Here is a 21,952-nt window from a genome sequence, read left to right as displayed (position 1 = left end):
AAATCTTATGGTAATTTGCAGGGATAAGTATTCTGTCCCTACTGATGATCACTTATCGATTTACCGGCAAGGTTAATAATTGTCATGTCATCCATTGGTGGGTTGTGCAATCCTGCCCGAACATCACGGTAGTAGAGTTGCAGTTTGTTTTTCTTGGACAAGCTGCGTGCACCAACAATTCTCATGGCCAAATCAACTGCTTCAACCGCTTTATTTACGACGGATAATTTAACGGCTCCAAGCTCAGGACCCATTGTGCTCCGAATGGTTTCATCGCTTTCGTCCCATTTCTTAGCAACGGAATAAAGAAAATGTTTTGCTTCTAATATGCCTAGTTCGATTTCACCGATTTTTTGTTTCACATTTGGCAATTCAGAAATCGTTCCTTTAATGCTATTCGGTGAATAAGTTGTTGCAAAATCGATTGCAGCCTGTTGGGCGGCTTGAGCAATTCCTAAATAGCAAGCAGGTATGTGTAAAAGCCAGCCAGCCGGTTTCTGTTTACCTGATGACGGCATTTCAACAAGATCATCTTTTTCAACATGGACATTTTCTAATACGAGGTCATGGCTGCCAGTTCCACGCATCGCAATGGAATCCCACGTTTCTTCTATCCTGACGCCTTCGCTATCACGTTTAACCAGGAAATTCCCTACATCATCGGTGCCATCTATGGAAGCACTTACCACAAAGTAACTAAGAATAGGGGCGAGTGTGGTAAATGTTTTTCTGCCATTAATCACCCAACCCGTACTATCTTCTTTTACAAAGGTTTCCGGTTTGCCCCCGCGGGTAGGACTCCCTGTAGCCGGTTCTGATGCAGCATTGTTGAGTAATGCACCAGTTTCTTTTACGTCATGTGCGACAGATGCGTATTTATCTTTCTTCCAAATGTCATTTTCGCCAAGATGTTTCATGATTCCCATATGCCATCCAATAGAAAGCGCGGTCGATCCATCTGCCTTCCCAATTATTTCTTGGTAGCGCAGCATTTCGTGGAGAGAGGCTCCCAATCCTCCGTGTTCTTTCGGTAAGGTCACTGCCGGATAACCGATGGCTTTTAAATCCTCAAAGTTTTCAAAAGGGAAAGTTCCATTTTCATCATGTTTTATGGCACGTTCTGTAAAAGGTTCGACTGTTTTAGAGAATAAATTAATTCGTTCGTCTATAGTGCTTTGTCCCAATAAATTCATGTGTACACCTCCGCTTGATGATCATCATTTTTAATAAAACATATAAAAATTATGTGAATTATAAGGATTATTATTTCATGGTTTATCAAAAATTTCAATAGTTCATTTTATTTTTATACCAAGTTGACAAATCAGAATAATATGTTTTAGCATATATTACTATATATCTATCGTAGTTTGTAAAATGATTTAAATACATTCGAAAAATATGTGGACTTAAATCAAGTGGTGTTACTGTTGAAAAAATGGAGGGATAAAATAAATGGATATTGACCAATTCAGAAATGCGATGGGGAAGTTTGCAACAGGTGTTACGGTTATTTTGACTGAGGTGGATGGGGACGACGTTCATGGCATGACGGCCAATGCGTTTATGTCTGTATCGCTTAGTCCAAAGTTAGTGACGATTTCAATTGGAGAAAAAGTCCATATGCTTAGTAAATTGAAGAGAAGTGGTGCGTTCACCGTGAATATACTAGCGTCCAATCAAGAGGAATTATCAAGAATTTTTTCCGGGAACCTGAAATGTGAAACGGAAATTGAGTTTGATTGGCTTGATGGTAAGCCAGTTTTACCTGGCGTATTAGCACAGATCTCTTGTGAAGTCGTAACGGAACATGTGGAAGGGGATCATACATTGTTTTTTGGGAAGGTGAACGACATTAACGTTGAAGAAAAAGATCCTCTTATTTTCTATGGAGGACGCTATTGTTCATTGGCTGAAAAGGAGGCAGTGGGACAGGCGCGTCGTCTCAAATAAGAAACGCTGTGTCATAAAAGTGCGTTTCTTTTTCCAAGTACATGGGGACATCGTCAAGATTATAAGTTTTTCTTCAATAAAGAGTGAGGATATTTGTAAATAAAAGATGGAATATAAAGCGAATAATGGATAGGCAAACCAGCTGCTTGATACATGAGCAAAACCCGGAACATACCTCAAGCTTTACCGTGTTTTGAACGAGCTGCACAAAAGAATCCTCACGGGAAGCTTGACAGGTGATTGATCGTTAAATGTGCGGATTTCATCTTAAGCTCGGGATATCTTTCTTTCACAAATTGAATCACCTGTTCAATTCAAAAATAGGGTGCCAGGCATAGACACAACTTGATAGTTGGTTTGCATATCCGCGCATCATTAAACAGGTAGCAGAGCCTGTGGTCTTATAGGCGTAATAACTAACCCCTTTACAAAATTCACAAAACTATTTATCATGAAGATACATGGAAAACTGCATAACCGACAAGCACTAGGGGAGCTGCCGGAATTGGTGGCTGAGAGGATTCTTCGTCTGACCCTTTGAACCCGAACTGGATAATACCAGCGTGGGGAAGTGCAGTTCACTGTATAATAAATAAACGTGATTATGTATATACGTGTAAACTGCATTCCCTCGGGAGTGCAGTTTTTTTGTAGTAACAATCAAGAAGGAGGAGAAACATGCAAAACAACAGCTGCGGAACAAGTAGAATTGCGGGGTGCCAGTTTACGCTGCTCCCAATGAGTGACAAGTTCGTTGACATTATTATGGGAGCGCTGGATGAGGTGGATACGTCAAACATCTGGAAAAAAACGGATGATGTGAGCACCTGTGTGCGTGGAAAGATGGAGCATGTTTTCGATGTGACGCAAGCGCTTTTCCTGCATGCGGCAAATACGGGGGAGCATGTGGCGATGAGCGGCACGTTTTCCATCGGCTGCCCGGGGGATACGGAGGCAGATGCCTATATGGATGGGGCTGAGACACCGCTGAATGAAGCGACATCCAAACAGATTTCTCAGCAAGCGGGCTGCAAATTTTCTCTATATCCAATGGGTAGAGAGGATTATATGGATACTATCTATGAACAGATTGACCTTTCCAAACACCGCAATGTGGAGGTGAGCGCTTCCCATTATGCAACAAGATTGGATGGAGATGTGAAGGCCATCTTTGAGGCGCTACATCAGTCCTTTGACAGTGTGCAGGAGAAGGTTTCCCATGTAACCATGACGTTTACCATTTCAGCAAACAGCCCGTCCAATAAGACATAAGGGGGAGCGATTTTATGACGAAGCAATGGAAACTAAAAGAAATTGTCCTGATGTCCATTTTAGGAGTCGTCTTCGGGATTATTTATCTCCTATTTTTCCTAGTTGGGGAAGGGATTCGTAATATCCTTGCACCATTCGGCCTTGCACCATTTGGCTACGAGATCATCTATGGTGTCTGGTTTATTGTCTCAATCATGGCGGCTTACATCCTGCGAAAACCCGGGGTCGCCTTCACTGCTGAAGTGATTGCAGGGGTGATCGAGATCCTACTCGGTTCAGCGGCAGGCCCCGGTCTGCTTCTTTCTGCCGCCATCCAGGGGGCAGGGGCAGAGTTTGTCTTCGCGCTTACCAGGTGGAACGATTATCGTCTGCGTGTTCTTGTTCTTGCCGGTATATCTGCCGCCGTGTTCAGTTTTGCCTGGCATCTCTACTCGGCTGGCATGATTGCACTCGCGCCATGGCTGATCGGCTCGACACTGATCGTACGCATCATCAGCAGTGCGTTGATTACAGGGGTTCTTGGTAAATGGCTCAGTGATCAGCTTGCCAAAACCGGGGTGCTCCGCGGATATGCTTTAGGGAAAGCATTGCAAAGGAAGCGGCAATATGAAAGTGCTTGAGGGACGGCAGCAGCCGATACTTGAGGTGCGTGACTTTTCCTTTTCCTATGGGGAAATCGATGAACAGCCATTGTTCGATGGGCTCCGTTTCACGTTGAACCGGAATGACGTAACCCTCTTGATGGGCGCAAGCGGTGCCGGGAAAAGCAGTCTCGCCCTCTGTCTAAATGGGTTGTATCCGGAAGCCATCGAGGGAACGGCTTCCGGGGATATCCTTTTCTATGGAAAAAATATTTCGGAATTTGAGAGGGGAGAGCTGACACAGGAAATCGGCATTGTCTTTCAGGACCCGGAAAGCCAGTTCTGCATGATGACGGTGGAGGATGAGCTGGCATTCACCCTGGAAAACAGGAAGATTCCCGCTCCTGCGATCCGCGGGAGAATCAAAGCTGTACTGAAAGCAGTCGGAATGGAAGGTTTTGAAAACAATAAAATCCATGAACTGTCGGGCGGACAGAAGCAAAAGGTTGCCCTCGCTGCCGTCCTCCTGCTTGAGCCGGAAATGCTGATCCTTGATGAACCGACGGCAAACCTCGATCCGGTATCAAGTCTGGAATTCATCAAATTGGTGGGGAAAATCCAGAAAGAGCGGCAACTATCTGTTCTGATCATCGAACATCAAGCTGATGACTGGCTTGATCTTATCAGCCGGGTACTAGTAATCGGCCGGGATGGACAACTGCTGGCAGATGATAGGCCGGAGCGGTTGTTCACAGAGAAAAAACAGATTTTGGAACAAGAAGGGATTTTTTTGCCAGATGCGTATTCCGATAGCCCCGCATTTCGGGAAAAGTGGGCGCGGATTGTGCCGTCAGAGAAAAACGTTCTTTCTGTCCGCGGTCTGTCCTTTTCCCGCCGTAAACAAGAGGTACTGAAGAATGTGAGCATGAATGTCTGTGGCGGGGAGCTTGTGGTTATCGTTGGGGAAAATGGAGCAGGGAAGTCCACCCTGCTTCAGCTGATGGCGGGCCTCCTAGACCCGTGTGCTGGAACTATCTCCCTGTTTGACCGCCCGCTGGGGACATGGCAGGAGAAAGACCTGCGAAAGCGCATGGGTTTTGTTTTTCAGAATCCAGAGCATCAGTTCATCACGGATACCGTCTATGAGGAGTTAACCTTCGGGATGAAGCTCAACGGCTATGCCGACGAGGGGATGGAAAGCGCTGCGGATCATCTGATGGAGCAATTCCATTTAAAAGCGTACCGAAACAACAATCCATTTGCTTTAAGCGGCGGGCAGAAACGAAGGCTCAGTGTGGCGACCGTTCTGGAGGAGACGCCGGATATTCTGCTGTTCGATGAACCGACATTCGGACAGGATGCTGCCACAACGTTGGAGCTGATGGATTATGTTATGGCGTTGAAAGCCAAGGGGATAGCCATTGTGTTTGTCACCCATGATATGGATATCGTTGATGCTGCCGACCGTGTCGTGGTTCTGAAACAAGGGAAAGTGGCATTCTCTGACAGGCCGGCTTCTCTATGGAAGGAAGGGGAACTTCTTCAGGCAGCGAGGCTAAGACTGCCGGCAAGACTTCGGAAAAGCGTGGAGGAAGGTGAGTTGTATGATCTCATCCATTAATCCATCCATCAAAGCATTTGCGGTATTGATTCCAGGCGTACTGCTCGGTCTTACCTATGATGTGTTGACACCGTTATTGTATTTTATGTTTATTCTAGCTGTCACATGTACCATGACAGACATTCCGATTCTCCGTTGGCTGAAACTTTTCACCCCGTTTCTTATCCTTGCTTTGAGTTTTGCCTGGATGACTGTTCTGTATGCCAATCAGACCTTCTCTACGGGGGAAGTGGTTTTCACGCTGTGGAATCTGGCGATCACGACGGGCAGTATCGAGACCGGGATCAGCCTGGCACTCAGGTCCCTTTGTTTCGGCGCGCTGTCGCTGATGTTCATTCTGACGACAGATTCGACCAAATTGATGCTCAGTTTCATGCAGCAATGTAAGTTGCCTCCGAAGATCACATACGGTATCCTGGCCGGTTACCGCTTTCTGCCCGTCTTCCAGCATGAGTTGCAGATACTCAGGCAGGCACACCGCATCCGTGGCGTCAGCCGAGCGCGCGGAATCAAAGGTAGAGTTAATCAATTCCGCCGTTATGCCATTCCGCTTCTGGCTAACGGCATTCGGAAGGCCGAGCGTGTTTCCATCGCGATGGAATCCAAAGGCTTTACCGGTGATCCTGACCGCACGCATTATCATAAACTGACTGTCGGAAAGCGTGACTGGCTGTTCTTTGCACTGATGATCGGAACGTTAATAACAGTGTTTGTATTATCGTATTATCTGGGGTATTTGAAAATATTTGGCAAACAATTTTGATAGAGTATGCGTGAGTGATAAACGTTTTGCTATCACAGTATAGCAGTAGTTTAAATCATTCGTTAACAGACAGGGAAAAATTTAATGAGTCAAGGACCGGTTATTGAAATTCAGCGTGGATGCAGGTGCAAAACCTGACAATGTTGCGGTATAGGAGGTTTCCATTGAGTACCTGCGCTTAGTGGAAACCTTTTTCATGTTTTTAATCATGTTGTGCGAACATCATGATTAGATAGCCGTTTGGATTGATAAATTACAAACTTATGCCACAAATTCACCAAACTCTTGCCATTATCGTCATTTAGAATGAACGTACAATCTGACAACCAGATTGTTTATAAAGGTAACAAAAGCGAATGGACTGGCATGACGCATTCCAAAGGAGATACGAAATGTTTGTACCGGATAGAAAAAAGGCTGAACCTGGTGACATTATCGCGTTTGAACAAGGTGGCAAGATGGTCAAAGGAAAGGTCTTGCCATCGAAAACGAAGAACAGTATTATTGTTGATATATCCGATATGAAAGACTATGAAACGATTAACTACGGATATCCGAACACGGTGATCAGTCATAAAAAATACAGGATTGTCGAAAATACGTCTGCTGACAATGAGAATGCTGACCGTCTAAGGCGTGTGTTTGGATGAGAACAAAACCATTAGCATTTGATTAGCTTATTTTGGGCAAGATACATTCGCGACTAATAACCAGCGTTTAGCATAAATTGTGTGGCACTTGAATCATAAACAGGCAGGCATCATGGACGAAAAACGAGATACGTCATGTAACTTTCTTTCAATGATGGATGTCGCCTTCACCCCTACAATCGAATAAAACCCCAAAAAAGGGGCATGATGAGAGAAATTTTTTTCATCATGCCCCTTTTTTATTTTGGCTTTCGATTGTTGCCGTAAGAGGCAATTTGAATTTTTTAGGAATCAGATAGATGAGGAATCTGTCGAAATCTAGAGGAATTTTACGATATAAACTTTGTGAACTTTATACAATTAATATTGTATACATTTTTAAAAGTTTATGGACTTATTTGCTTGTTTTCTTCAAGCAGTCATTTTCCGTATACTTGAAAAAGTGATTTCGGCGAAAGTAATAACGGAGGTGTAATACATTGCTAGAGTTTAATCATGTGACAAAACGATACGGTGACGGTAAACCAGCCGTCAGTCATTTGAATTTGAAAATCGAAAAAGGTGAATTTGTCTGTTTTATCGGCCCGAGTGGCTGTGGTAAAACAACAACGATGAAGATGGTTAACCGGTTGATTGATATTACAGATGGCAGCATTCTTGTTGACGGTAAAGATATCAAGGAGCAGAATGCGGTTGAGCTGCGCCGATCGATCGGTTATGTTATCCAGCAGATAGGTCTGATGCCGCATATGACGATTAAGGAAAATATCGTATTGGTCGGGACGTTGCTGAAATGGACAAAAGAGCAGAAAGACGCACGGGCGCGTGAACTGCTGAAACTGGTTGATATGCCTGAAGATTATCTTGACAGGTACCCTCATGAATTAAGTGGTGGCCAGCAGCAACGTATTGGCGTATTACGTGCGCTTGCGGCGAATCCCCCATTGATTTTAATGGACGAGCCATTCGGGGCCCTTGACCCGATTACGCGAGATTCACTGCAAGAGGAATTCAAAAAGCTGCAAAAAGAACTGGATAAGACGATTGTTTTCGTCACACACGACATGGATGAAGCATTAAAGCTTGCCGACCGTGTTGTTATTATGCGTGACGGGGAAGTCGTTCAAGCGGACACACCGGATGAAATTGTCCGGAACCCGGCAAATGAATTTGTAGAAGAGTTCCTTGGCAAAGATCGACTAATTCAAGGGCGCCCGGACGTTACAACGGTTGGTCAGATTATGGCGAGTTATCCGGTTACCGTCCAAACCGGCACAACATTAAGATCCGCCATTTCCACGATGCGTGACAGGCATGTTGATTCGTTGCTTGTCGTTGATGCCGATAATGTCTTAAAAGGATTTATTGATATTGAAGCCATTAACCTGAACTATAAAAAAGCCGATTATGTTGATGCCATTATGGCGAACAATATCTTTTCAGTGTACCAGGATAGCCTGTTGCGGGATACGGTCCACAAAATCCTGCGCCGTGGTGCGACATATGTGCCTGTTGTCGATGAGCGGGATAAACTGGCAGGCATTGTGACACGCGCGACACTGGCGAATCTCGTTTATGATACGATTTGGGGCGACGGGATGGAGCTGGATGGAATAGCAGCTGCAGCAGAATAGGAGGTGGGTGACTATGATGGAATTTTTTGCAGAACATGGAAACGAACTTCTCATTAAAACTTGGGAGCACTTTTATATTTCGCTGGCAGCCATTCTGCTTGGTGTCATTGTAGCTGTACCACTTGGCATTTTGCTGTCACGAATTCCGAATGTTGCGGATCGGTTGATATCATTTATTGGCATTTTACAAACCATTCCTAGTTTGGCGATTCTCGCTTTTTTCATTCCGCTGATCGGGATCGGCAAAATCCCTGCGATTCTGGCGTTGTTTTTCTATTCATTATTGCCAATCTTACGTAATACCTATATCGGTGTTCGTGACGTTGATAGAGGTGTCGTTGAAGCAGGCAAAGGCATGGGCATGAACAGTTGGCAGGCCATCATCAAAATGGAACTGCCTTTGTCCCTTCCGGTGATTATGGCCGGCATCCGCCTGTCAACGGTTTACTTGATCGGATGGGCTGCGCTGGCGGCATTCATCGGTGGTGGCGGTCTTGGTGATTTCATTTTTGATGGACTGAATCTCTATCAACCATCATTGATTCTGGCAGGGACCATTCCAGCCACGATATTGGCTGTCATTGCGGATCGATCGCTTGCTGTAATGGAAAGTAAACTCACACCTGATGGGGTGAAAGATTCTTATGAGACGGCATAATGGTGGAGGTGAACAAGATGATAAAAACGTTATATAGGGTGAGTATGATATTGGTTTTGTTGGTGATGCTCACCGGCTGTTCATTACCTGGTCTGGCAGGTACATCACAAAATACGGTTAAAATTGGTTCGCTCACACAATCGGAATCGGAAATCATGGCGCAAATACTGGCCATTATGATTGAACGGGAAACAGATGCCAAAACTGATCTTGTGACAAAACTCGGGTCATCGATTGTGCAGCATCAAGGTATGGAACGCGGGGATATTGACATATCCAGCACACGCTATACCGGGACAGATATAGCTGGTGCGCTTGATATGGCGCCGATCAAGGATCCGGAAAAGGCGCTGGGAACGGTGGAACATGAATTTCAGGACCGATTCAATCAAACGTGGGCAGAAACATATGGCTTCGAGAACAGTTATTCCATTGCGGTTACGGAAGAATTTGCCGACGAGAATAATATTGAAACGGTATCCGATCTCAAGCCGTTTGCTGACGATCTGCGTTTTGGCGTTGATAATGCCTGGGTTAACCGGGAAGGTGATGGTTACGACGGGTTCAAAGAGACTTATTTCGACTTTGGTGATGTTTACCCAATGAATCTTGGACTCGTCTATCAGGCAGCGGCAACCGGCAATATGGATGTTGTCCTGGCCTATTCAACAGACGGCCAGATCAAAGAATTTGATTTAAAGGTGCTGGAGGATGACAAGCAATTCTTCCCGCCATATGACGCCTCACCGGTCATCAATAATGAACTTCTGGAAAAATATCCGGCAATCAAAGAGATCACAAAACGTCTTGGAAATCAGATTACCACCGAACAAATGCAGGAATTGAATTACAAGGCAGATGTTGAACGTATCAACCCGCGGAAAGTTGCCAAGCAATTCCTGCAGGCAAATAACTACTTTGAAGATACCGGAGAAGGAGGGAATTGATATGGATACCATACAGGAATTCATTCAGTATGTCAGTGCCAATGGCGGCTATATCTGGACAGAGTTTTACAGGCATTTTCTGATGGCGGTGTACGGTGTATTATTTGCGGCCATCATATCGATCCCGCTCGGTATCCTGATTGCCAGGTATGGTCAATTGAGCAGCTGGGTGCTGGCCATTGGGAGCATTATACAGACCATCCCGGCACTTGGGGCGATGGCAGTTATCATGATTGTCATGGGACTCGGGACAAATACAGCCATTGTGACACTAGTGCTTTATTCCATTTTGCCGATTACCCAAAACACGTACGTTGGCATGAAAGACGTTGACAAGACGGTCACAGAAGCAGGATACGCTTCGGGCATGACCCGATTCCAGCTATTGCGGATGGTTGAACTGCCGCTTGCTGTCAGTGTGATCATGGCTGGCCTCAGGACAGCACTTGTAATTGGCATTGGGATTGTAGCCATCGGCGCGTTTATTGGCGCTGGAGGGCTTGGTGCGATTATTGTGACGGGAACTAACGCCACAGATGGAACTGCCATTATTCTGGCAGGCGCCATTCCGACAGCCCTGATGGCCATTATCGCTGATTTGGTTCTGGGATGGATTGAGCGCAGATTGCAGCCCGGCCAGGCATCCTGATCACACGTTGCGGGGTCGATGGTGATGATGTGATAATGTTGATGCAAACATGCCGAAAAAGGGAGATTGACATGGCAAATCAAAACGAAAAAATAGAAGATGTCAAAACGCAATTTGTTGAAAAAATAACCGACAACATGAATGCTTTTGGCGCTCCGACAAGCGTCGGCCGTGTTCTTGGCATCATTTATATGAACAGAGAACCCATGACGCTGGATGAACTGGCTGCCGAAACCGGGATGAGCAAAACCCGGATGAGCCAGATTGTCCGGGAAATGATTGATATGAATATTGCTGAACGTGTATTTAAAAAAGGCGTCCGGAAAGACTTATATCAGGTTGAAGAAGATTATTATCAGACGTTTATCTCACTTTTTACATCAACATGGCAGCGAGCGATCAACCGCAGCCGCAATTTTGAACAACGGCTCACGAAAAAAATGGATGAATTGCGGCAGAACCAGGAATTGACGAAGGAAAATGAACAGGCCATTGATGAACTGCTGGCTGAGCTCCATGATTGGAAAGAATACTATGACTGGATCCGCCGGGTAACCGACTTTTTTGAGAGCGGTGAAATTTTCAAGCATGTTCCTAAGAATAAACGCTGACGCGTCTTTTCAGATGCCAGAGGTTAGAAGTCAGATTGGAAGAAATCGGCGATTTAGGCGATTTCGGTATCTCATAGAAAATAGACAGGAGGAGTTAAGCAATGAATAAAAAAGTGATTCTATCGTGTGCATTGACGGGAGCAGGTGACACAACAGCCAAAAGCCCGCACGTACCGGTAACCCCGAAAGAGATTGCCGATTCGGCGATTGCAGCGGCCAGGGCGGGGGCGACGATTGCTCATATCCATGCCCGTGATCCGAAAACAGGTGGGTTGAGCCATGATGCCAATTTATTTCAGGAAGCTGTGGAGCGTATCCGCGAATCAGAAACAGATGTGATTATTAACATTACTTCAGGCGGCGGGGGTGACTGGGTGCCAAGTGAGGATGACCCGACACGGGGCGGTGAAGGAACCGACATCCAGACACCTGAAGAACGCCATGAACCGGTTGGCAAGCTGCTGCCGGAAATGTGCACGCTGGACTGCGGCAGTACCAACTTTGGCAATATGCTGTATGTCAGCCCGACTGACTGGCTGCGGAATCAGGCGAAAATGGTACAGGAAAGCGGTGTGAAGCCTGAACTGGAATGTTTCGATACAGGACACGTCCGTTTTGCCAATCAACTGATTCAGGAGGGCTTGATTGATGGTGATCCATTGTATCAGTTTTGCCTTGGTATCCCGTGGGGCGCGGCAGCAGACGCTGAAACGATGTCCTACATGAAGAGTCGCATCCCGGAAAATGGCAGATGGGCAGCTTTCGGAATCGGCCGGATGCAGATGCCGATGGTGGCAGAATCCGTTCTTCAAGGCGGCAACGTCCGCGTAGGCCTGGAAGATAACCTTTATCTGAAAAAAGGCCAGCTGGCAACCAATGAGCAGCTCGTCGATAAAGCAGTCGGCATTGTGCAAAGCCTTGGCTCGGATATTATGACACCGGCTGAAGCACGGAAAGAATTAAATTTGCTTAACCCATATGGAAAGGAAGACTAGCATGACAGCAATAGAAGGATCAATCAAACACATCACCGTTGTCGGGACAGGCGTCATCGGAAACGGGTGGATCACACGATTTTTAGCGAACGGCTACCATGTCACGGCTGCGGATCCCGATCCGGCAGCCGAAGCGCGTACGCGTGAAGCAGTTCAGCAGGCATGGCCGAAGATGGAAGAAATGGGCCTAGCAGAAGGCGCCTCACAGGCCAATTTATTTTTTGAACAAGATTTGCCAAAAGCCCTGGCACAGGCAGACTTTGTTCAGGAAAACGTTCCGGAGCGGGAAGAATTGAAACGAAGCGTTATCGCGACGATTGATCAGTATGCGCCGGCAGAAGCCGTCATCGCTTCAAGCACATCGGGGATCCTGCCGAGCAGTTTGCAATCAGACTGTGAGCATCATCCGGAGCGTGTGATTGTCGCTCACCCGTTCAACCCGGTCTATCTCGTCCCGCTGGTTGAGCTTGTCGGCGGTGATAAAACCGAAACATCTTACGTTGAGAAAGCAAAGGATTTCTATGATCATTTGCATATGAAGCCGCTCATTGTCCGGCAGGAAATTGAAGGGCATATCGCCGATCGTCTGATGGAGGCGATTTGGCGTGAATCTCTGCACATCGTGAATGATGGTGTGGCCACAACTGAAGAAGTGGATGCTTCCATCATATACGGCCCGGGACTTCGCTGGGCATTGATGGGGCCATTCATGACACTGCATATGGGCGGCGGCAAGCAAGGCATGCGCCATTTGCTGGAACAGTTCGGTCCGGCATTGAAGCTACCGTGGACAAAACTGGAAGCGCCTGAATTAACGGATGAACTATCCGAGAAAGTTGTGACCGGTGCGGAAGAACAGACCGGTGATGTGGAGATGGGAAAACTGGAAGAGCGGCGTGACCAGTTTTTGATTGAACTACAACAGCTGCTGGAAAAATATTGGCCTGGTGCTAACTTGTCAGGCCGATTGTAAGATCAAATTTTAATTAGAAAGGGGCGTGCCCGGTATGGGTGAAGCAAAAGTGATTATTCAGGACACGGTGCCTGAAGCCTGGATAGACTATAACGGTCATATGAACGATGCTGAATATGTCCGGGCATTCAGCTGGGGTGTCGATCGTTTTATGACATTGATTGGCATCACAGATGACTTTCGCAAGGCGTATCAATATACAATCTACACAATGGAGACGCACGTTTGTTATTTGGATGAAATGAAGCTCGGTGAACCACTTGAAGTTCACATGCAAATCCTTGATTATGACGCCAAACGGGCGCATGTGTTTTATGAACTGTTCGGCGAAAACGGCAAACGTGCCGCCACCAGTGAACAGATGCTGATGGGGATTGACCAGTCGGCCGGCAAGGCGGCACCATTCCCGGATAACATTTTCGCGCAGCTGACGGAACTTGCAAAAAATCACACACCGACTGAAAAACCAAAAGAAGCCGGGCGTGTTATCGGCATCCGGCGGAAAAAGTAGCGATGTAAAGAGAGGTTTCCTTTCATTGGGAAACCTCTCTTGCCATTTAAATACCTATTATTAAACCTCGACCCTCCATTTCACTCCGTATTGTCATCTGTACTTCTTAACAGCTGCATTCGTTGATTGAACAGCGTCGGGTAGGATAAATAGCCGAGCATGATGCTGGTGACCACAGCCGTCGTCAATAATAGGAAAAGAACAAGCAGCTGGAAAAGCACTGCCTGGACAGGGTCAGCCCCGGCAATAATTTGCCCGCTCATCATTCCTGGGAGCTGGACGAGACCAATCGTTTTCTGGCTTTCAATCGTCGGAATCGTACTCGCCTGAATCGACGTGATCAGCTGCGAATGAATCGCCTGCTTCGGTGTCCCGCCGAGTGATAAAACCAGTTCGGTTTCGTCCTGATGCGTCTCAATTTCCGACGTGAAACGATTAAGGAACAAAATGGCCAGTACCATGGAGTTGCCTACAACCATGCCGCTGATCGGGATAATGTATTGCGCGGTCGGTGGTGTAATGTTCAAACCAAGTAAAATACCCTGAGTCAAAACTTCCACAAAAATAAATGTAACGATAAGTTTCCAAATAATCCCTTTGATGGCAGCCCCTTTTTTCTGAGCGTTATGAGTGGCGGCCGCAATCATGAGCACGACCATCAGCATGATATAAAGCATGTTTCCCGAGTCGAATACAAATTGCAGAACATACCCGACGGCCAACAGCTGAATGATCGACCGAACGGAGGCAATAAGTGTATCCTTTTCCAGGCCAAGGTTTAGGACTTTGGATAAAACAAGCGGTATAATCACGAATAATAGCGAGAGAGACAACGTTAGAATGCTCATTCGATTTCACCTCGCACAAACTGTTTTACCCGGTCATTTTTCGGGTTTTTCAGGAAATGGCTTGGCCCGGTTTCCACCACTTCGCCGTCCATCATGACCCACGTGTCATCCCCGATGTCGAGTGCCTGCTGTAAATTATGGGTAATCCATAAAATCGTTGTACCATACTCTTGATTAATATTGGCGATCAGTTCTTCGATATCCTGGCGGGAGACACTATCCAGTGATGAGGTAATCTCATCAAGCAGTAAAATGTCCGGCTGGTTCACCAGCGTGCGGGCGATCGACAACTTCTGCTGCTGCCCACCGGATAAATCCTTTGTTTTCTTTTGAAAGGCTGCTTCTTCCAGACCAACTAGGTTCAGTAATTCACTAGCACGGTCCTCTGACAATTCTTTACTTTGCAATTTCAGCGGAAGCTCGAGGTTTGTCCAGATAGTCCCGTTGATCATCGTGGCGTTTTGCAGGGCAATACCGACTTTGCGGCGTAAGTCGATGGGGTCATAACTGTCGATATGGTGGTTCTGGATATAAATGCTGCCTGAATTGGGTGATTGCAGGCCGTTGCATAATTTGAACAAGGTTGTTTTTCCGGCACCTGATGGACCAACGACGGTTGTAATGTTGCCTGCAGCGACTTCCCCTGTGATTTGCTGTAAAATATGTATGCCTTCAACGGAATAATCCACCTTTTCGAAGGTTACGGCGTTTTTTTCAACTGTCAAATCTGTCACGTCCTTTTCAACCAACAATAGGTGCACGCTTATAATACTGTCTCCTGTCCATTATAAATGCCAAAACATAATATTTCGATGCCGACGGTCTTTCAAGTCGCTTTTATTCACCGTGATCAACATGCTAACAGAAGCCACAACGATGCGGGAACAGCCGAACAGAAAAAAAGGATCTTTATGTAGCCTGAAGGTACGATCCTTTTTCTAAACATGCTCCTGTCAGTCAGGGCTGTTAAAGCTTGAAGTGCTATGTTGCAGTGCTTTTGTTTTTTTCCAGTCGTTTCAGCAGCAGCCAGCGAATGATACCGCCAACAAGTAAACCGGTTGGAAGCCCTCCCAGCATCGGCAGCCACATCGGGCCAATTAATATCCCGAATATAGTGAATGTGGGGGAAAAAATCAGCCCCACTGTGACGAAATAGGCTGAAAATACGAATGGCACAAATGCGTAAGGCTTACTTTCCCCTTCAGCATCTTTATAAGCATCCCACATGGCGAAAAAATAAAGACACGGATAAAACATCAGCCATCCATAATTCGTCTGATTGATGGCCTCCTGAATCTCACCATGGAAGCTTAAAATAATGATTTTATTGAAGTTCCCAAATACATTAATAATAAATTCCAATGCAATTAGTAAAAAGCCTTTTAAATATTTGCGGTTTAACAGCTGTCCAAATCCGGGTAGGGCAACGCTCCACAGCAGCATTTCAAGTTTGTCTCGATTTTTTCCATATTTTTTGGCCATTCGTTTTACCTTTGACCGCTTCGTATGGTCACGCGGGCCTTGCTGCTTATAATGGCTGCCCTGTTACGATGATAATGGATCATGGACTGTTGTTTTCTCATCAATGCTTTCTCCTTTCACGGTCACAGACAAGCAATCCCGGACTGTCATTAGTTTGGCTGGTATGAAACGTCTTATACCGTATAAATCATAAGTTTTGGGGAAACCAAAGGAAGATGACAGAAATAGATGAGGTCATAAGATGAGATTCAAATCTTTTTTTAAAAATAGACAAAAGCATGATGACCAGGAACATACATTTCCGACCGAGCTAACAAAGTCGCTTGATCAAAATATGGCTATATTAAAACAGATGCTGGAAGAGCCAAATGATCTGGTGATCCGGGAGTTTTCGCTCGGTCAGACAAGCCATCGCTGTGCCATTGTCTATATTGACGGTCTAGCAGATAAGCGGCAAATCAACAATCATGTGATGAAAAACCTTCAGCTGTTTTCTGAAAAAGACAATATGCCTTATAGGGAAGATCATGTTTTGCTTGAAATGGAGAACGCACTCATTTCAGTTGCTGATATCGGTAAAGGCCATCATCTGGACGACGTTACCAATCGTCTTTTATACGGCAGCGCGCTGGTTTATCTGGATGGCATCAATCAAGCACTGATCATCGACGCCAATGGATGGGAATCACGTGCCATCGCTGAGCCGGTAAGTGAATCATTAATCCGTGGTCCGCGTGAAGGGTTTACTGAAAATTTACGGACGAACACAATGCTGATTCGCCGGCATATTCGCGATCCTAATTTACGGTTTCAGACATATGACATCGGGCGTCGATCCAAAAAAAAGTTGGTTGTAGCCTACATCGAAGGGATTATTCATCCGGATCTGATCAAAGAAGTGAACCGAAGAATTGAATCGATCGACATGGACGACGCACCGGAATCAGGGTTTATTGAGCAATGGATTGAAGACAGCTTTCTATCACCTTTCCCACAGCTGATGAATACCGAAAGACCTGATAAAGTGTCTGCTGCCCTCCTGCAGGGGAAGGTGGGCATCATCCTGGACGGGACGCCTTTTGCTCTGACTGCCCCGTTGACATTGGGGAACACATTGCAATCGCCGGAAGATTACTATGAGCGCTGGATGATCGGAAGTTTTTTAAGAGCATTGCGTTATGGCGCGGCGTTTCTTGCCATGTTTTTACCTGCATTATATATCGCGCTGTTGTCCTATCACCAGGGGATGGTGCCTTCCAAACTTGCTTTCTCAATTGCTGCAACACGGGAAGGTGTGCCATTTCCGGCTGCCATTGAAGCGGCAATTATGGCTTTTACCATGGAATTGCTTCGTGAAGCCGGCGCAAGGCTGCCAAAAACAATTGGACAGACTATCGGGATTGTCGGGGGGCTGGTCATAGGCGATGCGGCCGTACAGGCTGGGATCGTAAGCCCGATTATGGTGATTGTGGTAGCCGTTACGGCTATTGCCTCATTTTCCATACCTTCCTACAGTGTGGCCATCTCCTTTCGGCTGCTGCGATTTGGTTTCATGATGGCCGCTGCCTTACTGGGGCTATACGGGATCATCCTTGTTTATATTATGATCAATATTCATATCGTTAATTTAAAGAGTATCGGTGTTCCTTATTCGACACCGTTTTCTCCAAGTTTTTTTAGGGACTGGAAGGATCTTGTATTACGGGCACCGCTCACCATGCAAACAAGGCGGCCATCTTTTCTGAAATCAGATGACAGTAAATCTGTTAATAAAGGGGACACATAGATTATGGAAAGGTTTGAGTACGCTGATAATTTCATAGGTGAGAGGGAAATTCTCGTGTCAGTTCCGTCGATGGTTATCGGTGTTGGCATGCTGTCATTGCCAAGACAAATAGCCAGCCCGACGGTGGCAGCTGACGGTCTCATCGCGATTGTTACCGGAGGGGTGCTGGTCATCCTGTTGACGTGGCTGATCGCAAAACTGGCATCGGTATTTCCGCAGCAAAACTTTATTGATTATGCATCCTTGCTTACATCAAGGCCGCTTGCTATCGTGTTCACCTCATTATTGGCAGTCCAGGGACTATTGTTAGCGGCTTTTGAAACGCGTGTCATTGCTGATGTGGCAAAGCAATATTTGTTTGATCAGACACCAAATGGCGTGATTGGTTTGTCGTTTTTATTAGTCGTCATATATGCTGTTTCAGGTACGCGGGCAGGGCTGTTTCGGCTGAATATGATGTTCCTGCCAATTATACTGTTCATTTCAGTACTGGTCATGTTGTTTACCACCGGGATGTTTGAAGGGGGTAACTTGCTTCCTGTGTTGAAAACGGATATCAGCGGCCATTGGGATGCCCTTAAACAAAGCATTTATTCTTACATAGGAGTGGGGACGCTGTTATTTTATACAGCACTGGTCAAAAAACCCGATAATGTTCCTAAAAAGGCTTGTCTCGGTATGCTGATCGTGATCATGTTGTATGCGTTTGTTTACGTGGTGTGCATTGCTGTATTTGGCAATCTGGTGGCTGGTAATTTGCTTTACCCGACCATTGAGTTAGCGAAAGATGTCCAAATTCCGGGTGGCTTTTTTGAACGGTTTGAATCGCTGTTTTTTGTCATTTGGATCATGGCTATATTCAATACAACTGCCATGGCCTTCGATGTTTCCGTGTTTGCACTTAACGCCATTTTCCGGAAAGACCGGAAAATGCAGCTGATTTTCCTTCTCGCGCCACTGGTATACATCATTGGGATGACGCCAAACGATACGGCTGAAGTGTCTGCCTTTGGGATGTATGTCGGCTATTATGGCACGTTTGTAACGGCTGGTATTACCGTATTATTGTTGATAACCGCCAAATGGAGAGGTGTGACAAAGCTATGACTCTCCGAATGACGCTCATATTCGCTTGTGTGTTAATGGTATTTGTATTGTCAGGCTGCTGGGATCGAGTGGAAATTGAGGACCGCGGATTTGTTGTCGGCATTGCCATTGATATGCCCGAAAACAGCAGCTTGGATGACAATGCCATAACGGTTACGAATCAATTTGTCGTACCATCCGGTTTGGGAGCGCCTACACAGGGGAGCAGTAATGAACAGGCCTATACCAATTTTACGGTAACCGGGAAAAGTCTGTTCGCTATCGAGAGAGAAATGGCCACCATTTCCAGCCGATCGCCATTTTTATCTCATTTACAGATGATTGTGGTGTCGAGTGAGTTGGCACAAAAGGAAACGCTTTTTTCCGATGTATTGGATCTGTTCATCCGTGATCATGAGATGCGCAGGGAAGTCAATGTGCTAATTGTTGACGGTAGGGCAAAGCCTATACTGGATATAGCAGCTGAAAACGAACAATTGCCTGTGATGCATATTCAATCGATTATGGAAAATAGTTTTAAAAATGCAGGCGTGATGCAGCCGCTGAGAATTGGCGAACTTCATGAACATCTTTTAAATGAGAGCAGCTATGTTGTGCCACGGATGGTCAAAAATGGCGAAAGATTAAATTACGAGGGGACAGCTGTTTTTCACGGTGACAATAACCGTATGGTCGGAACCCTAACGCAAAAAGAAACGAGAGGCTACGTTCTATTTACCGGGGAGAAGGATGGCGGTAAGGTGGAAGTTGAAAAGAATGACGAGACGGTGACGATGGAGCTATTGAATATCGACAGCTCGATGAAAATAACGGACAAAACAAAAGCGATTATCGGGGTTGACGTCACGATTGACGTAGAAATGCAAATTGCCGAAACATTTGGTTCAGAAACAGTCAGAACAAAAGAAAAGATGAAAGATCTTGAGAAACGGGCTGAAGCAAAAATGGAACAGCTAATAAATCAGACGATCGAAAAGGTGCAAAAGGAGTTAAAAGCTGACATACTGGGAATCAACCGGGTATTACATCAGTATCATTATGGTTTTTGGACAACGATTGAGGATGATTGGGACCGTGGGAAAAATTATTTTTCCCACGCAAACATCAATGTATCAGCAAACGTCAATATACAATCATCGGGTGCCGCAGATGAGACAAAGAATTAGAGGAGGACGTGATGTGGTATGTGGAGCAGCCTGTTGGAACGATTGCCTGACATGTGGGTGCTGATTTGTGCAGCGTTCGTATTTGTTATACCTTATACGATTTATAGAGTGAATAAAAAGCTCCATAAAGCAGGAGATCCTCCCTGGAAAAAACGTGATAATCAGTCATGAAAACGGTTTACGGTGTCAGAAAGGTCAGCAATAGTCGGATAACATGATACAATATATGGTAACACATAAAGGGGGGAGACAAATGGATTTAAAGACATACATAAAATTGGATGCAACCGATATAGCTGAACTGATCAAAATGAACGAGATGCGACCACCTGAATTTTTGGAGCTGGCCTTTCAGCGTCTGGAGGAAGTTAATCCGGCGCTCAACGCCGTTGTTCATGACCGTAAGAGCCGAGTTATGAGTGAGGCGGAGACGATTGATACCAATCGGCCTTTCCCAGGCGTCCCGATGTTATTGAAAAACCTTTCCCAGTCACTCGCCGGGGAAATGCTCACATCATCTGCAAAAATAATGAAAGAGACAGTCAGCCAACGCGATTCGCATTTTGTCGGCAAATTGCGTGAGGCCGGTTTTATGCTCATGGGGCATACGAACACACCGGAATTTGGCCTGAAAAATATTACCGAGCCTGAGCTGTATGGCCCGACACGGAACCCGTGGATTACGAATCATTCACCGGGAGGTTCCAGTGGCGGAGCGGCTGCGGCGATTGCTGCCGGTGTTGTCCCGGTAGCAGGTGCTAGTGATGGCGGCGGCTCGATTCGGATACCCGCTTCCTTTACGGGGCTGTTCGGATTAAAGCCGACACGCGGCCGGACACCAGTCGGGCCTGGAGTTGGCCGGCAATGGCAGGGTGCGTCGATTGATTTTGCCTTAAGCAAAAGTGTCCGCGATAGTGCGGCACTACTCGATCTTCTTCAAATCGTCCAGCCGGAAGCAGCCTTCCAGACGCCGCTGTTTGATGGAAACTATGCCGAAGCAATGACAGAAGGTTTCGCGAAGCCAATGCACATTGCCTTTTCCACAGCTTCCCCTGTTGGCACCCCGGTTTCTGAGGATGCGCGGGAAGCGGTCGTCAAGGCGGTGAAGTGGCTTGAATCACAGGGTCATATCGTTGAAGAACAAGCGAATGATGTCAATGGTATTGATTTAATGCGTCATTACTATATCATGAACAGTGGCGAAATCGCCTCAGTTGTCAATCAGCTGGAGCAGGCAATCGGCAAGCCGGTTACAGCGGACGATCTGGAGATTGAGACATGGCTGTTAAATGAAGCCGGTAAATCGGTATCGGCTGCGGAATATTCGGCCAGTCTGGCTGCTTGGGATCAAGCGGCCGCTCAGATGGCAGCATTTCACAGGACTTACGATTTTCACATCACACCGGCAACAGCTTTTCCAGCGCCGGAAGTTGGCGAATTAACATATAGTACAGAACAGCAGGGAATGTTCCGTGACAAAATAAAGGGGCTGGATAAGTCGGGGCAGCAAGAACTGATTTATGAGATGTTTCTGCCGAGTCTCACCTATACACCATTTACGCAGCTGGCTAATTTGACAGGACAGCCGGCCATGTCTGTTCCGGTGCATAAGACCACGGTCGGTTTGCCTTTGGGTGTCCAGGTGATGGCGGCGAAAGGAAACGAGGACATGCTATTGAAGCTTGCCGGCCAAATGGAACAGTCCGATTTATGGGAGGGTTTAAGAGGAATCCCTTCATTGTAAG

General features: G+C 46.2%; 22 protein-coding genes and 1 riboswitch. Of the genes, 18 read left to right on the top strand and 4 right to left on the bottom strand.

Annotation, left to right across the window (positions count from 1 at the left end; genetic code table 11):
* Positions 1 to 38: 38 nt before the first annotated feature.
* Positions 39 to 1,193 (bottom strand): acyl-CoA dehydrogenase family protein, encoded by a 1,155-nt coding sequence (locus ACFQ4A_RS04285; RefSeq protein ID WP_382397926.1) that lies wholly within the window; start codon positions 1,191 to 1,193, stop codon positions 39 to 41.
* 262 nt (positions 1,194 to 1,455) lie between these two features.
* On the opposite strand from ACFQ4A_RS04285, the gene ACFQ4A_RS04280 reads away from it, so the two are divergent.
* The 14 genes from ACFQ4A_RS04280 to ACFQ4A_RS04215 all read left to right on the top strand — a co-directional run bounded on the left by ACFQ4A_RS04280 (position 1,456) and on the right by ACFQ4A_RS04215 (position 13,818).
* Positions 1,456 to 1,953 carry a flavin reductase family protein gene (locus tag ACFQ4A_RS04280; protein WP_382397924.1) on the top strand — a complete coding sequence of 166 codons (498 nt, stop codon included), beginning with the start codon at positions 1,456 to 1,458 and terminating at the stop codon, positions 1,951 to 1,953.
* A 479-nt stretch (positions 1,954 to 2,432) separates the two neighbouring features.
* Positions 2,433 to 2,540, top strand: a riboswitch (TPP riboswitch).
* A gap of 91 nt (positions 2,541 to 2,631) precedes the next feature.
* Positions 2,632 to 3,225 (top strand): YkoF family thiamine/hydroxymethylpyrimidine-binding protein, encoded by a 594-nt coding sequence (locus tag ACFQ4A_RS04275; RefSeq protein ID WP_382397922.1) that lies wholly within the window; start codon positions 2,632 to 2,634, stop codon positions 3,223 to 3,225.
* A 14-nt stretch (positions 3,226 to 3,239) separates the two neighbouring features.
* Complete coding sequence (locus ACFQ4A_RS04270) at positions 3,240 to 3,845, top strand: ECF transporter S component (protein WP_382397920.1); 606 nt, start codon at positions 3,240 to 3,242, stop codon at positions 3,843 to 3,845.
* Positions 3,832 to 5,427, top strand: a complete 1,596-nt coding sequence (locus tag ACFQ4A_RS04265; protein WP_382397918.1) for an ABC transporter ATP-binding protein — start codon at positions 3,832 to 3,834, stop codon at positions 5,425 to 5,427. Before ACFQ4A_RS04270 ends, ACFQ4A_RS04265 begins: the two co-directional genes overlap by 14 nt.
* Entirely contained in the window at positions 5,411 to 6,190 is a 780-nt protein-coding gene (locus ACFQ4A_RS04260; RefSeq protein ID WP_382397916.1) for an energy-coupling factor transporter transmembrane component T family protein, read from the top strand. The genes ACFQ4A_RS04265 and ACFQ4A_RS04260 overlap by 17 nt, the downstream gene beginning before the upstream one ends.
* 392 nt (positions 6,191 to 6,582) lie before the next feature.
* On the top strand, positions 6,583 to 6,840 hold the full coding sequence (locus tag ACFQ4A_RS04255; protein ID WP_382397914.1) for a YkvS family protein: 258 nt from the start codon (positions 6,583 to 6,585) through the stop codon (positions 6,838 to 6,840).
* 479 nt (positions 6,841 to 7,319) lie between these two features.
* The gene (locus tag ACFQ4A_RS04250; protein WP_382397912.1) at positions 7,320 to 8,474 is read left to right on the top strand and encodes a betaine/proline/choline family ABC transporter ATP-binding protein; all 1,155 of its coding nucleotides are present in this window, start codon (positions 7,320 to 7,322) and stop codon (positions 8,472 to 8,474) included.
* Between the two features lie 13 nt (positions 8,475 to 8,487).
* Positions 8,488 to 9,132 (top strand): ABC transporter permease, encoded by a 645-nt coding sequence (locus ACFQ4A_RS04245; RefSeq protein WP_382397910.1) that lies wholly within the window; start codon positions 8,488 to 8,490, stop codon positions 9,130 to 9,132.
* Between the two features lie 17 nt (positions 9,133 to 9,149).
* A complete protein-coding gene (locus ACFQ4A_RS04240) occupies positions 9,150 to 10,079 on the top strand; it encodes an osmoprotectant ABC transporter substrate-binding protein (protein ID WP_382397908.1) in 930 nt (309 codons plus the stop codon).
* Between the two features lies 1 nt (position 10,080).
* On the top strand, positions 10,081 to 10,728 hold the full coding sequence (locus ACFQ4A_RS04235) for an ABC transporter permease (RefSeq protein WP_382397906.1): 648 nt from the start codon (positions 10,081 to 10,083) through the stop codon (positions 10,726 to 10,728).
* A 71-nt stretch (positions 10,729 to 10,799) separates the two neighbouring features.
* A complete protein-coding gene (locus ACFQ4A_RS04230; protein WP_382397904.1) occupies positions 10,800 to 11,339 on the top strand; it encodes a GbsR/MarR family transcriptional regulator in 540 nt (179 codons plus the stop codon).
* A gap of 101 nt (positions 11,340 to 11,440) precedes the next feature.
* Positions 11,441 to 12,334 carry a BKACE family enzyme gene (locus tag ACFQ4A_RS04225; RefSeq protein WP_382397902.1) on the top strand — a complete coding sequence of 298 codons (894 nt, stop codon included), beginning with the start codon at positions 11,441 to 11,443 and terminating at the stop codon, positions 12,332 to 12,334.
* Between the two features lies 1 nt (position 12,335).
* Positions 12,336 to 13,307 carry a 3-hydroxyacyl-CoA dehydrogenase NAD-binding domain-containing protein gene (locus tag ACFQ4A_RS04220; protein ID WP_382397900.1) on the top strand — a complete coding sequence of 324 codons (972 nt, stop codon included), beginning with the start codon at positions 12,336 to 12,338 and terminating at the stop codon, positions 13,305 to 13,307.
* Between the two features lie 34 nt (positions 13,308 to 13,341).
* The gene (locus ACFQ4A_RS04215) at positions 13,342 to 13,818 is read left to right on the top strand and encodes a thioesterase family protein (RefSeq protein WP_382397898.1); all 477 of its coding nucleotides are present in this window, start codon (positions 13,342 to 13,344) and stop codon (positions 13,816 to 13,818) included.
* An 80-nt stretch (positions 13,819 to 13,898) separates the two neighbouring features.
* Here ACFQ4A_RS04215 and ACFQ4A_RS04210 read toward each other — a convergent pair whose 3' ends face one another.
* The 3 genes from ACFQ4A_RS04210 to ACFQ4A_RS04200 form a co-directional block, all read right to left on the bottom strand.
* A complete protein-coding gene (locus tag ACFQ4A_RS04210; RefSeq protein ID WP_382397896.1) occupies positions 13,899 to 14,666 on the bottom strand; it encodes an ABC transporter permease in 768 nt (255 codons plus the stop codon).
* On the bottom strand, positions 14,663 to 15,391 hold the full coding sequence (locus ACFQ4A_RS04205; RefSeq protein WP_382397894.1) for an ABC transporter ATP-binding protein: 729 nt from the start codon (positions 15,389 to 15,391) through the stop codon (positions 14,663 to 14,665). The genes ACFQ4A_RS04210 and ACFQ4A_RS04205 overlap by 4 nt, the downstream gene beginning before the upstream one ends.
* A gap of 256 nt (positions 15,392 to 15,647) precedes the next feature.
* Positions 15,648 to 16,148 (bottom strand): hypothetical protein, encoded by a 501-nt coding sequence (locus tag ACFQ4A_RS04200; protein WP_382397892.1) that lies wholly within the window; start codon positions 16,146 to 16,148, stop codon positions 15,648 to 15,650.
* 241 nt (positions 16,149 to 16,389) lie between these two features.
* Here ACFQ4A_RS04200 and ACFQ4A_RS04195 point away from each other — a divergent pair, with 241 nt between their 5' ends.
* From ACFQ4A_RS04195 to ACFQ4A_RS04180, 4 genes are all read left to right on the top strand, one after another.
* A complete protein-coding gene (locus ACFQ4A_RS04195) occupies positions 16,390 to 17,934 on the top strand; it encodes a spore germination protein (RefSeq protein WP_382397890.1) in 1,545 nt (514 codons plus the stop codon).
* A gap of 3 nt (positions 17,935 to 17,937) precedes the next feature.
* Positions 17,938 to 19,041, top strand: coding sequence for a GerAB/ArcD/ProY family transporter (locus ACFQ4A_RS04190; RefSeq protein WP_382397888.1), 1,104 nt, complete (start codon positions 17,938 to 17,940; stop codon positions 19,039 to 19,041).
* Positions 19,038 to 20,207, top strand: a complete 1,170-nt coding sequence (locus ACFQ4A_RS04185; RefSeq protein WP_382397886.1) for a Ger(x)C family spore germination protein — start codon at positions 19,038 to 19,040, stop codon at positions 20,205 to 20,207. Before ACFQ4A_RS04190 ends, ACFQ4A_RS04185 begins: the two co-directional genes overlap by 4 nt.
* Before the next feature lie 253 nt (positions 20,208 to 20,460).
* Complete coding sequence (locus ACFQ4A_RS04180; RefSeq protein WP_382397884.1) at positions 20,461 to 21,951, top strand: amidase; 1,491 nt, start codon at positions 20,461 to 20,463, stop codon at positions 21,949 to 21,951.
* Position 21,952: the final 1 nt, after the last annotated feature.

The sequence above is a fragment of the Lentibacillus salinarum genome, from assembly GCF_042679865.1.
GTDB lineage: Bacteria > Bacillota > Bacilli > Bacillales > Amphibacillaceae > Lentibacillus > Lentibacillus salinarum.
The sequence above is the reverse complement of the archived record's forward strand: the minus strand, read 5'-3'. Positions and strand labels throughout refer to the sequence as shown.

What these genes read in the sequence shown, in the direction of transcription:
- ACFQ4A_RS04285 (WP_382397926.1), bottom strand. Translation starts at nt 1,193, where the DNA reads ATGAATTTATTGGGACAAAGCACTATAGACGAACGAATTAATTTATTC.
- ACFQ4A_RS04280 (WP_382397924.1), top strand. Translation starts at nt 1,456, where the DNA reads ATGGATATTGACCAATTCAGAAATGCGATGGGGAAGTTTGCAACAGGT.
- ACFQ4A_RS04275 (WP_382397922.1), top strand. Translation starts at nt 2,632, where the DNA reads ATGCAAAACAACAGCTGCGGAACAAGTAGAATTGCGGGGTGCCAGTTT.
- ACFQ4A_RS04270 (WP_382397920.1), top strand. Translation starts at nt 3,240, where the DNA reads ATGACGAAGCAATGGAAACTAAAAGAAATTGTCCTGATGTCCATTTTA.
- ACFQ4A_RS04265 (WP_382397918.1), top strand. Translation starts at nt 3,832, where the DNA reads ATGAAAGTGCTTGAGGGACGGCAGCAGCCGATACTTGAGGTGCGTGAC.
- ACFQ4A_RS04260 (WP_382397916.1), top strand. Translation starts at nt 5,411, where the DNA reads ATGATCTCATCCATTAATCCATCCATCAAAGCATTTGCGGTATTGATT.
- ACFQ4A_RS04255 (WP_382397914.1), top strand. Translation starts at nt 6,583, where the DNA reads ATGTTTGTACCGGATAGAAAAAAGGCTGAACCTGGTGACATTATCGCG.
- ACFQ4A_RS04245 (WP_382397910.1), top strand. Translation starts at nt 8,488, where the DNA reads ATGATGGAATTTTTTGCAGAACATGGAAACGAACTTCTCATTAAAACT.
- ACFQ4A_RS04240 (WP_382397908.1), top strand. Translation starts at nt 9,150, where the DNA reads ATGATAAAAACGTTATATAGGGTGAGTATGATATTGGTTTTGTTGGTG.
- ACFQ4A_RS04235 (WP_382397906.1), top strand. Translation starts at nt 10,081, where the DNA reads ATGGATACCATACAGGAATTCATTCAGTATGTCAGTGCCAATGGCGGC.
- ACFQ4A_RS04230 (WP_382397904.1), top strand. Translation starts at nt 10,800, where the DNA reads ATGGCAAATCAAAACGAAAAAATAGAAGATGTCAAAACGCAATTTGTT.
- ACFQ4A_RS04225 (WP_382397902.1), top strand. Translation starts at nt 11,441, where the DNA reads ATGAATAAAAAAGTGATTCTATCGTGTGCATTGACGGGAGCAGGTGAC.
- ACFQ4A_RS04220 (WP_382397900.1), top strand. Translation starts at nt 12,336, where the DNA reads ATGACAGCAATAGAAGGATCAATCAAACACATCACCGTTGTCGGGACA.
- ACFQ4A_RS04215 (WP_382397898.1), top strand. Translation starts at nt 13,342, where the DNA reads ATGGGTGAAGCAAAAGTGATTATTCAGGACACGGTGCCTGAAGCCTGG.
- ACFQ4A_RS04210 (WP_382397896.1), bottom strand. Translation starts at nt 14,666, where the DNA reads ATGAGCATTCTAACGTTGTCTCTCTCGCTATTATTCGTGATTATACCG.
- ACFQ4A_RS04200 (WP_382397892.1), bottom strand. Translation starts at nt 16,148, where the DNA reads ATGGCCAAAAAATATGGAAAAAATCGAGACAAACTTGAAATGCTGCTG.
- ACFQ4A_RS04195 (WP_382397890.1), top strand. Translation starts at nt 16,390, where the DNA reads ATGAGATTCAAATCTTTTTTTAAAAATAGACAAAAGCATGATGACCAG.
- ACFQ4A_RS04190 (WP_382397888.1), top strand. Translation starts at nt 17,938, where the DNA reads ATGGAAAGGTTTGAGTACGCTGATAATTTCATAGGTGAGAGGGAAATT.
- ACFQ4A_RS04185 (WP_382397886.1), top strand. Translation starts at nt 19,038, where the DNA reads ATGACTCTCCGAATGACGCTCATATTCGCTTGTGTGTTAATGGTATTT.
- ACFQ4A_RS04180 (WP_382397884.1), top strand. Translation starts at nt 20,461, where the DNA reads ATGGATTTAAAGACATACATAAAATTGGATGCAACCGATATAGCTGAA.